Here is an 11,634-nt window from a genome sequence, read left to right as displayed (position 1 = left end):
ATTATGTACTTGGCTTAACTGCTGTGCTGGCAAATGGCTCAATCATCCGTACTGGCGGGAAATTGACTAAAGATGTCGCTGGGTACGATTTGACGAAACTATTAGTAGGCTCTGAAGGAACTCTTGCCGTTATTACAGAGGCGATTCTTAAGCTTGTGCCACAGCCAAAAACAAAGAAAACGATGGTTGCGATGTATAAGGATATTTATGGTGCAGCACATACGGTATCTAAAATTATTAAAAACCAAATTATTCCAGCTACCTTGGAAATACTGGATAATCCAACCATTCGGGTTGTTGATGATTTCGCGAAAATCGGTTTGCCACTAGATATGGCCGCGATCCTCATTATTGAGCAGGATGGTGAACAAGAAGTGGTTGAACGTGATATTGAAAAAATACAGCTTATTTGCAAGGAAGAGCAGGCGGATCGAATTGAGGTAGCAGCGGATCGTGAAGAAGCAGAAAAGCTTCTGACAGCTAGACGCAGCGCATTTACCGCACTTGCTCGCCTGCGCCCGACGACGATACTTGAGGATGCTACTGTACCTCGTTCTAAAATTGCGGAAATGATATTGCGTACAAATGCAATCGCCCAAAAATATAATGTGAATATAGCGACCTTTGGGCATGCAGGTGATGGAAACCTGCATCCAACCGCAACCACTGACGCACGTGACCACGAAGAAGTGCATCGTGTTGAGGAGGCATTTGCCGAAATTTTTGAAGCTGCAATCGAACTCGGTGGCACGATTACTGGTGAGCATGGGGTCGGAGTTGTGAAAGCCCCTTATTTGGAATGGAAGGTTGGGGAAGCGGGAATTGAAGTAATGAAAGGAATCAAAGGCGCTTTCGATCCATTGAATATTTTGAATCCTAGTAAGATGTTTGCTAAGGAAGCGAAGAAACGGGTGGTGGTGCAGCATGGCTAGTACTACAGGGAAACCGGTTATCGAGCATGCTAATCCTCTTGCTCGTACTTTATTAGAGAAGCTTGACTACGATCAATTAACAAATTGTATGCGATGCGGCTTCTGCTTGCCTGCTTGTCCGACATTCCATGAAACAGGTATGGAGCCTGCCTCTCCACGTGGACGCATTGCGATGATGAAGGCAGCTGTAGATGGACTAATGGTTCCAGACCAGCAGTTCCAAGATCAAATGAACTTATGCTTAGGCTGTCGTGCTTGTGAACCAGCTTGTCCGGCAGATGTAAAGTATGGTCAATTAATTGAACAGACGAAAGAAGCGATCGAGGAGCACGCAACGCATTCATTGCCGGTTAAAGTTATTCGCAAGACGGTTTTCAAACATTTATTTCCGAAACGTAGCAGCTTGAAGCTGCTTGGAGGCTCGCTTGCGGTCTATCAAAAATCTGGCTTGCAAAAAGTAGTGCAATCAACCGGTGTAATGAAGCTGTTGCCTAAGCAATTATCTGAGATGGAATCTATCTTGCCATCCGCCAGTTCAAAGGGTGTAGTTGAGCGTCTGGGCACTTTTTATCCTGCGAAGGGTGAACGAATCGCCAAAGTTGCGATGTTCCGCGGTTGTATCATGGATGTTATGTTCGCAGATACGAATGTGAATACAGTTGAGCTGCTGTCTGCTGCGGGCTTTGACGTATATATTCCTGAAAGTCAGGTCTGCTGTGGTGCGCTGCATGCTCATAGTGGGGAAATGAATGACGCTCGCGAACTGGCAGCAGTGAATATCGATATATTCAAACAGCTCGATGTCGCCTACATTGTATCCAATGCAGGCGGTTGTGGTGCGCTGCTCGTTGAATATGACCATCTTATGCAGGAAAATAAAAAGTACAGCGAGACAGCAAAATGGTTTGCTTCAAGAGTGATCGATGTCAGTACATTGATTGTAGAAAAGGGACGTGTACCGAAATTTGTACAAAAAGAAAGTTCTCAAGATGCCCGGAAAGTCAAAGTGACGTATCAGGATTCCTGTCATCTGCGCAATGTGATGAAAGGCTCGAGCGCTCCACGTAAATTAATGAGGGAAGTAGTTAACGCTGAATATGTTGAAATGGGCGAGTCTGATCGCTGCTGCGGCTCTGCTGGCATATACAATGTCGTACAGCCTGAGATGGCGGGTTCCATCCTTGAGCACAAAATGGAGCATGCGAACAACACACAAGCAAGCTATATGCTAACGAGTAATCCAGGCTGTCTGCTTCAAATGAAGCTTGGAATAGAAAAGCATAAGCCTGATCAGACGATGAAAGCGATGCACATCGTTGATTTTTTGCATGATCGGATGATTGTATCAGAGTAACAAATATTAATTTTAAGTTTGCCAAAATGTATTTTGCTATTGTATTAGGTTGTCTAAATTGTTTATGATATTATTTAAGGTGTTAATTAAATCTTGAGTAGGTAGATTATGAGTTTAAATGACAACATATTAATTAAGATTCGTGAAATGAGAGAAAGCTTTACTCCAGTTGAACGATTGGTTGGAGATTACATTTTAGAAAATAAAGAAGAAATCCCTCATTTATCGATTAAGGAATTAGCTCAATCTAGTAAAACAAGTGATGCCTCTGTCCTTCGTTTCTGTAAGACGATGGGTTACAGCGGATACCGCAATTTTATTGTGAGTATCTCCGCTTCTTTGGGCTCTCGTGATGAGGATCCAAAGGCTCAATATACAGATATTCAGCCGGGCGATGATCTCTCGACAATTATTTCAAATATTTCTTTGAATAATTGCAAGTCCATTGAGGATACGCTTAGTGTCATCGACCGAAAAGAAATTGCAAGAGCTGTAGAATTATTATGCCATAGCAAGAGAATTGTTTTCTTTGGAATAGGTGCCTCAGGAATCGTTTGTATGGACGGGGAACAGAAGTTCTCACGAATTAATAAGATGTGCCATGCCTATACGGATGGTCATAGTCAGCTCACAGCAGCAACGTTACTTGAGAAAGATGATGTTGCCATTTTCATTTCCAACTCTGGCGCAACTAGTGATATTATTGATGCACTGATCATTGCTCAAAAGAACAAAGCGAAATGTATTGCGATTACGAAGTACAATAAAAGTGAGCTTGCCGTGCGAGCGGATATTGTTCTTAGTATATCTACACCTGAAATTACAATTCGCAGTGGTGCTATGGGCTCGCGTATTGCTATGCTTACGATTATCGACATCTTATTTGCTGGTGTCGCAAGTGCAGAATATGAGGAAGTAAAAACCTACTTGACAAAAACACATAATATAGTGAAGAAAAAACTGAGATATTAGGTTCTTCTTTAATGAATGGGGAAGAAAGCATTGATCATTGATCAATGCTTTCTTTGTGTATTTCATGCATTTATTTTTATACCTAACATAATACTCACTCAATTGATGTTAGATTAGCTACGTAACAAATGCGTTTAATCCAACCATATAATGATTAGTTTAATTCGACAATTAAGAGCTTTGCACGCTATTTTAATGTTGAAAATGAATAAAAATTGTAGGCAAAACGTCTACTGGTTGATTAGAGACTGTGTAATTTCATGCTTCATTTGAATTGGAAATAAGCGCATATGACAGCGATTTCTTTTTTTAGGAATACTGTAACGGTAGTACTGTAAGCGTTTAATGAAAATTAAAAAAGTACCTTGTAAGCGGTTTGTAAATGTGATATAACAGTGTGTATAGAGATTGAAATAAAAAAACAGAATATTATTTCTTTATGAAATATTATTTCAAAATCTATTGACGGATTGAAGGCAGTGTATTAATATAAAAAAATAATTCATGTTAATTAACCTCACTTATCTAGTAATTTATATGTGAAATATTGTTAACAAGACGGAGGATGACTATGAATGACTACCTTGCGGGTTTAACAACAGAGGCTGTGAATCCAGACACATTAATGATTGATGAATGTACGACGGAGCAAATGGTCCAGTTAATGAATCAACAAGATGCTCTGGTCTCAGTAGCTATAGCTGAGGAAATTCCGCAGATTGCAAAGGCGGTAGATGTTCTACATCATAGGTTGTCTAATGGTGGAAGAATGTTTTATATAGGAGCTGGCACATCAGGAAGATTAGGTGTTTTGGATGCTTCAGAATGTCCTCCTACCTTTGGTACAGATCCTTCCTTGGTACAGGGCTATATCGCTGGTGGCGATATTGCTTTGCGTAGTGCGGTTGAAGGCTGTGAAGACGATGTTGATGAAGGGACCGCAATAATCGAAAGCATCGGTGTAACAAACAATGATGTGCTAATTGGGATTTCGGCAAGCGGCAGTGCAAACTATGTTATTGCAGCTTTAACGAAAGCAAAGGAGCTTGGAGCAGCCACTATCGGTGTTTGTAACAACAAAGGCTCAAAGTTTGAACCCATTGTAGATGTTTGTATTTCACCTGTTGTAGGGCCGGAGGTCATTAGCGGCTCGACTCGATTAAAGGCGGGAACTGCTCAAAAGCTGGTGCTTAATATGCTGACAACATGCACAATGGTCAAGTTAGGGAAAACGTATAACAACTTAATGGTTGATCTAAAGGCAAGTAATTTTAAGCTGGTAGATCGCTCAGTTCGTATTATTATGAATACGACTGGTGTAGACACATCAACCGCCGCAGAAACACTTGAAAGAGCATCTATGAATTGTAAGCTGGCAATAATGATGATTAAAACGGGGTTGGATGCAAAGGAAGCAGAACAAGCACTTAACGCAAATGGAGGACGGTTGAAACAAGCGATCTCATCATTGGCTTAGGTGGAAAAGAAATGGAGTAACGGGATTGATGCTTTTAAAAATTGAGGAGGCTGTTATCGATGAAAAAAAGATCATTTGTATTAACTCTATTTTTGTCAGTAATCATGATGTTATCACTATTAACCGCTTGTGCAGGAAACGGGAAAAACGCTCCAGACGCTACAAATTCCGGAAACAAAGGCAGCAGCAACAGTGGTTCTGAGCTAAAAAAAGATACGATTACTGCATTATTACCTCCAGTATCGGCTAACTACCAAGCGCGTTTTACTGCTATGGAAAAAGAGTTTAATGAATTGTATCCACACCTAACTTTGAAAATCGAACCAGCGAGCTGGGAAGATATGACACAAAAACTTGATACTCAAGTAAATGCGGGGTCTCCTCCAGATATCGCTTGGGTTGGTTCTACAGGAATATCTAAATATGCAGCGCTAAACGTTCTAATTGACCTTAATGCTGCACTTTCAGATGAAGTTAAAGCAGATTATGATGAAGTTGCAATGAAATACTTCCAATTGGGCGATTCTCAATATGGTTTGCCAGCTTACTTGGCCATTCATTCTATCGGTGGCAACAAACAGTTCTTAGAGAAAGCGGGTATCGATTGGAAAAACGTTCAACAAAACGGTTGGACATATGACCAATTCCGCGATGCAATTAGTAAAGGCGTTGTTAAAAACGCTAAAGGTGAAACAACTCAGTATGGTTTTGTTTTCGCAACATCTGGTGTTACATCTAAGGACTATCTTAGTATTATGGCTAAATCTGCCGGTTTGCCAGACTACTTTGATCAAAACCTTAAGTTCTCTTACACAAGCAAAAACTTCTTAGGTCTGCTTGAAGCTATCCGTCAAATGATCGATGATGGCTCAATGCCTAAAGAACTAAGTTCTATCGATGCAGGCAAGCGCTGGAACATGTTCTTAACTGGTCAAACCATGATCACTGGTAAAGGCCTAGCTAGCTTTGAAAACTCTGCTCGTCTAAACAATGAAAAAATTAAAGCGAATGATGGTTCTGCAGTAGCGGATTCAATCGAAGCTGAATACATTGCGCTTCCTACACCTACATTTAACGGCGCTGATTACATTCCTACAGCTGTTGTTGATGGTTACATTGCGCTTCGCGGCAAAAAGGAACCTTCTGAAGAGCATGTTAAAAATATTGGTTTAGCCATTAATTTCCTATCTTCGGGAACCATTGCAGCTAACTACAGTAATGAGCTGTTCTTATCACCAATTACAAAATCTGCACGCAATGCTGCAGTGCTTGAACAATATCCTCGCAATGAAGAGAACGTTAAAGCAGACCAAATCATGATGTCCAAAGCGGTTCCGGCGCGTACAGATATCCCAACTGATCTAGCCGCAGAAGCACTTAAAATTGAAACGGAAGTCATCGTTCCTAAACTGCAAGCATTACTTGCAAATGAGATCAGTCCACAAAAAATGTATGATGCAGTTAAAGCAGCAGCAATTAAAGCCTTCGGTGAAGATGGTATTGTAGTTGACTAGTCTGTCATAACCTAGCATGTGAAAGCTGTACGTAGCTACAACGWACAGCTTTCCTTCTAAATTAGACTAGAGCTTTTACTTTTTAAAGAAGAGAGGTGCGACCCAATGAATCAAACGTTGACTAAAAGAAAAAAATTGAAACTCGAAAGTGACTTAGGTTGGGGATACGCGTTTATCGCAGTAGCACTTATTGCGTTTTCTTTATTTACCGCATATCCAGTAATCAATGCTTTTATGATCAGCTTACAAGAATATCGTCCATTAGGGTCCACATATGTCGGCCTGGAAAACTTCGTTAACTCATTTTCAGATGAACTTTTCTGGAAAGCATTGAAAAACACATTAGTATATACGTTATTAACGGTTCCATTTAATATTTTTCTATCCTTCTTAATTGCAATTTTGATTATACCTTTCAAGAAAAGAACACAAACAATCTTTAAAGCAGTATATTACTTGCCAGCTGTAGCATCAGGTGTAGCGCTTGCTGTTGTATGGCTGTGGATCTTCGATCCGTTAAAATCAGGTATTGCCAATCAGGTTGTGTCGTTTTTTGGGATTACTAATCAAAACTGGCTTGGTTCCAGTGCAACTGCCATGTTTTCACTTGTATTAATGTCATGGCTATCAAGTCATGGTACAGCGATTATTATCTATTTAGCTGCATTGCTCGGTATTGATAACAGCTATTATGAAGCAGCTGATATTGATGGCGCGACTTTCTTGCAAAAGCTTTGGTTTATCGTCGTTCCTTTCCTTAAGCCAACCACGCTATTCCTACTTGTTACAGGTGTCATTGGTTCCTTCCAAGTATTCCAAAACGCTTATCTTATGACAGGCGGTGGACCAGACCATGCAACAACAATGGTAGGTTTGTTGATTTTTAACAATGCGTTCACATATTTTGAGTTTGGTGAGGCAGCAGCACAATCATTACTTCTAGCAGCGATTATCGCAATTATTTCATACCTTCAATTTAAGTTTTTGGGCAAAGAAATAGAATACTAGGAAAGAGGCAGGATACTATGGGTTTGTTCAACAATAACATAAGAAGCAAAGGGTATCTGTTCGTCCGTAATGGTCTAATTATTACGTTCCTTATCCTATTTGCCGCAGCTACCATTTTCCCGATTTACTTTATGATCATTTCCTCGTTCGGTGATCCGGTAGAAGCTGGTGCAATGAGCTATTCGATCATCCCGTCGAAGATTTCATTTGAATCCTATAAATTCTTCTTTAACTTCAGCCCGCATTCATGGGATTGGCTAATGAACTCTTTTATTGTGGCAGCTTGTATCACGGTATCTAACGTATTTTTTGCTACACTTGCAGGGTATTCTTTTGCAAAAATGAGATTTAAAGGAAGAAACATTTTGTTCGCTATTTTGCTAGGATCGATGATGATTCCTGGCCAAGTCACACAGGTTCCACTATATATATTGATTGTAAATATTTTTGAATTACAAAATACGTATACAGCTTTGATTATGCCAAGTATCGTAACGGTGTATAACATTTTCTTGGTTAAGCAGTTCATGTCTTCCATTCCAGTTGAAATTATTGAAGCTGCTAAAATCGAAGGTTGTTCTCAACCTAAAATCTTCTGGCATATCATTATGCCTCTATCAAAAACAGTTATGGCAGTACTGGCTATCCTAACGTTCATGGCAGCATGGAATGACTTCTTCTGGCCATTCCTAGTAACGAATACGATGGATATGCAAACGATTCAGGTCGGCTTGAAAAACTTCCGCTTTGCGAATACAACTTACTTTGCACCAATGATGGCAGGTGCAACAATTTCAGCAGTTCCAATGTTTATTTTGTTCTTCAGTTTACAAAAATACTTCCTTGAAGGAGTAACAGTTGGAGCGGTGAAGGGCTAATGGACAAACAATCAAAAGTTGAAGCAACATACTTAGTTGGCTTGATGTCTGGTACATCAGTAGATGGTATTGATGCAGCGGTAATTAAGCTTTCTCCAATGCCGGATAAAGAGCAAGGAGTAGAGATTGAGCTGCTGGCTTTTGAGAACACTGCTTTTCCGAAGCAAGTTAGAAACGCAATATTTGAGCTTTTTGACCGGTATAACGCTACGATTGATAAAGTTGGCGCAATGAATATGTGGCTTGGTGAATTATACGCCCAAGCCACATTGTCCGTTATAGGGAAATGCGGGCTTGAACCATCACAAATATTTGCAATAGGTTCACATGGTCAAACGATCTATCATGCTCCGGAAGAAAATGTTATGGACGGCTATAACCTGCATTGTACGGTTCAAATTGGTGATGGTGCAGTAATTGCGAATCGCACAGCAATTCCTTGCGTATCAGACTTTCGAGTCGCTGACATGGCAATGGGTGGACAAGGAGCGCCGTTAGTACCATTTACTGAATATTTATTGTTTAACAATCCAGAGAAAACACTTCTTCTGCAAAACATTGGAGGAATAGGGAATGTGACTGTTCTTCCTGCAAATGCCTCGCCGGAACAGGTATTTGCTTTTGATACTGGTCCTGGAAATATGATTATCGATGGGCTTGTATCGCAATTATTTGCGCCAATGACGATGGATGTTGGCGGTAGAATTGCTGCGAGCGGTCAAGTGATTGATGAGCTTTTGAAATGGATGCAGCAAGATGATTATTATAGGATGCCTTTACCGAAATCGACAGGCAGAGAACGATTTGGTCAACCATACGTTGCACAAATTATTGAATGGATGGAGGCTAAGAACTGGAAAGCTGAAGATGTTGTTGCAACAGCTACACACTTAACAGCATGGAGCATCATAGATAGCTATGAACGGTATATTGCGCCACAGCATCAAGCCCAGCAATTGCTAATTGGTGGCGGTGGCAGCTATAACCAAACGTTATTGCGTGATTTGCAGCAATTATTTGCATCCTATAAGGTGCAGGTGCTGACGCAGGAGGATGTCGGTGGCAATAGTGATGCTAAGGAGGCCATTGCATTTGCTGTACTAGCGTATTATACGATGAAGCGCTTACCAAACAATATTCCACTAGTAACTGGAGCTTCTCAGCCAGTAGTCATGGGCAAAATTTCTTGGCCTTATCTTGGACGTTCACAGGAGGTTTGAATGATGCAAATCAGACCCTTTTCATTTGAAGATCTTTCTGAAGTTGTAGAGCTTTGGAATCGAGAGGCTACAAAATATGATTACAAACCATTTACAGAGCGGGAGTTTCAAGATAGTTTCATTGATCATCCTTATTTCGATGCGGAGTGTATATGGGTAGGCTGTAATGAAAAAGGTATTGTTGGTTTTGCAGCCGGTTGCAGCGGTGACGACCTCCCGCTTGGAGATGTAGCCGGCTATATTACGAGTGTTATTATTGATGCCGAAGACGCTGCTCTAGAGTATTACGATGCTTTTCTTTTAGGTATAGAAAAAAGATTCCAAGTGCTTGGAAAAAGACAGGCGGAAGTATTGTTTTTCAACCCTATTAAGCTGATATGGAATATTCCAAGTGCGCGGCAGCATGAGCACAACAATGCCCCAGGCATCAGTAAGGACCAGCCATTATACGACGCTTTAATCGCTAGAGGGTACGTGGATCGGGCGACGCAATGCGGCATGTACTTAAGACTCGGAAACTTTAGTGTTCCTGAAGATATGACAAGCAAAGAAGTTAAAGCAAATAGTAAAGGCTATTATGTTACTCCTTATGCCCCTGCTTTGCATAATGGTCTTGAAGCAACGCTTGCTGCCTTGCAAAATCCGCAGTGGGAAAAAGATGTTGTATCGTATGTGAAGGATGGCGCACCTCTTATAGCAGCTGTGCATGGCAACGAAGTTGTTGGCTTTGCAGGTCCTATTATTTCAGAATCGAATGGTCGAGCATTTTTTTGCGGTATCGGTGTTCAGCCAGAGCATGAGGGTCATGGTCTCGGCAGTGTATTATTTTTCCGAATGGTAGAGGCTTTTCAACATGTGGGCTGTCAATATATTTCATTATTCACTGGAAGCAATAATCCGGCTCTTCGAATCTATCAAAAAGCAGGATTTAGTATTGAAAAACAATTTTCTATACTGCGGAGGGAACTATAAAGATGAGTGAAAAATTAACAGTATTGGCCATTGGAGCACATGTTGGCGATGTGGAACTAGCATCCGGTGGTGTACTAGCTAGTCATAGTGTAAAGGGAGACCGCATTGTGACACTAGCATTAACTGCAGGTGAAAGAGGTGTGCCAGCAGGAGGGGATATGAAGGAGTACCGTCAGCAAAAAGTGAAAGAGGCGGAAGTATTTGCTGGTATGCTTGGCGGTGAAGCTATTGTATTTGATTATTGTGACGGAGAGCTGCCTGACAATCAACAAGTTCGTATGGAGGTTTGTGATGTTATTCGCCGTGTAAAGCCAAATATTATTATTACACATTGGAAAAACAGTATGCATAAGGATCATGCGCTAACGCATCATATCGTAAATGATGCTCGTTTCTTCGCAAGCCTATCATCCTTTGAACGAGATCTTCCTGCTCACTTTGCAGCAAGACTATATTATTCCGAAAACTGGGAAGATGCTGTCGATTATGTCCCTTACCTATACGTGGATTTCGATCAGGCGGCATATGATCTATGGATTGATGCTTTAAGCAAACATTGGTTTGTGACGAATAGCAAATCTTTCAAATATATGGATTACTATAAAGCATTAGCAGTTGTTCGCGGCTGTGAAGCTAGAAAAACATATGCAGAAGCCTTTATGGTGCCTGCTGAAACGATGAAGGTTAGACAATCTAGTCTTTGGTAACAGTTCAGTAAGGAGGCAACTTTATATGGTGTTGAATGGGATCGATTCGATTATGAATTATCGTCAATGGTTTGAAGGCAAGCGCGTAGGATTAATTACAGCACCGACAGGGCTTACAAAAAAATTTGAATCAACGATTTCCATTTTGCATGAAAATTTTAATCTTACTGCGATGTTTTCACCTGAGCATGGTGTTCGCGGAGATTTGGATGCAGGGGCATTAGTAGAGACGTATATGGATCCTTTGACGAATGTTCCGGTCTATAGTTTATACCGTAAAGACTCCAAGCGTTTAATAAAGGAAATGCTGGATGAAGTAGATATCGTTGTGTACGATATTCAAGATGTTGGTGTACGGTATTACACATATATATATACGATGCTGTATGCACTTGAAGATTGTGCTAAGGCAGGCGTAGAATTTGTTGTTCTTGATCGTGTTAATCCGCTTAATGGGGTAAACGTGGAAGGGAATATTTTAAAGCCTAGCTTCAAATCATTTGTTGGAAATTACGAGCTCGCTGTTCGATATGGCCTAACAGCAGGTGAAGTGGCAATGATGGCAAATGATCAAATGAATTGGAATGCTTCGCTTCATGT

At 40.8% G+C, this 11,634-nt stretch carries 11 protein-coding genes; all 11 read left to right on the top strand.

Annotated features, from left to right (window positions below):
* On the top strand, positions 1-932 hold a 932-nt coding region (locus AC1DSE_RS20415; RefSeq protein ID WP_477528099.1), incomplete at its 5' end, for an FAD-linked oxidase C-terminal domain-containing protein.
* Positions 925-2,286, top strand: a complete 1,362-nt coding sequence (locus tag AC1DSE_RS20410) for a (Fe-S)-binding protein (RefSeq protein ID WP_477510291.1) — start codon at positions 925-927, stop codon at positions 2,284-2,286. The genes AC1DSE_RS20415 and AC1DSE_RS20410, both read left to right, overlap by 8 nt.
* A 108-nt stretch (positions 2,287-2,394) precedes the next feature.
* Positions 2,395-3,258 (top strand): MurR/RpiR family transcriptional regulator, encoded by an 864-nt coding sequence (locus AC1DSE_RS20405; protein ID WP_441877315.1) that lies wholly within the window; start codon positions 2,395-2,397, stop codon positions 3,256-3,258.
* Between the two features lie 571 nt (positions 3,259-3,829).
* On the top strand, positions 3,830-4,735 hold the full coding sequence (murQ, locus tag AC1DSE_RS20400; RefSeq protein WP_441877312.1) for an N-acetylmuramic acid 6-phosphate etherase: 906 nt from the start codon (positions 3,830-3,832) through the stop codon (positions 4,733-4,735).
* Positions 4,736-4,794: 59 nt separating this feature from the next.
* A complete protein-coding gene (locus tag AC1DSE_RS20395; RefSeq protein ID WP_477510290.1) occupies positions 4,795-6,249 on the top strand; it encodes an ABC transporter substrate-binding protein in 1,455 nt (484 codons plus the stop codon).
* A 105-nt stretch (positions 6,250-6,354) separates the two neighbouring features.
* Positions 6,355-7,257, top strand: coding sequence for a carbohydrate ABC transporter permease (locus AC1DSE_RS20390; RefSeq protein ID WP_441877306.1), 903 nt, complete (start codon positions 6,355-6,357; stop codon positions 7,255-7,257).
* Between the two features lie 17 nt (positions 7,258-7,274).
* The gene (locus tag AC1DSE_RS20385) at positions 7,275-8,135 is read left to right on the top strand and encodes a carbohydrate ABC transporter permease (protein ID WP_441910654.1); all 861 of its coding nucleotides are present in this window, start codon (positions 7,275-7,277) and stop codon (positions 8,133-8,135) included.
* Entirely contained in the window at positions 8,135-9,355 is a 1,221-nt protein-coding gene (locus AC1DSE_RS20380; protein ID WP_441877300.1) for an anhydro-N-acetylmuramic acid kinase, read from the top strand. Before AC1DSE_RS20385 ends, AC1DSE_RS20380 begins: the two co-directional genes overlap by 1 nt.
* On the top strand, positions 9,356-10,327 hold the full coding sequence (locus tag AC1DSE_RS20375; protein WP_477510287.1) for a GNAT family N-acetyltransferase: 972 nt from the start codon (positions 9,356-9,358) through the stop codon (positions 10,325-10,327).
* A 2-nt stretch (positions 10,328-10,329) separates the two neighbouring features.
* Positions 10,330-11,034 carry a PIG-L deacetylase family protein gene (locus AC1DSE_RS20370; protein WP_477510286.1) on the top strand — a complete coding sequence of 235 codons (705 nt, stop codon included), beginning with the start codon at positions 10,330-10,332 and terminating at the stop codon, positions 11,032-11,034.
* 25 nt (positions 11,035-11,059) lie between these two features.
* The coding region (locus AC1DSE_RS20365; protein ID WP_477528098.1) for an exo-beta-N-acetylmuramidase NamZ domain-containing protein at positions 11,060-11,634 on the top strand (575 nt) is incomplete at its 3' end.

It is taken from the genome of Paenibacillus sp. 01L418 (assembly GCF_056400045.1).
This window is presented reverse-complemented; position numbering and strand designations above follow the sequence as displayed.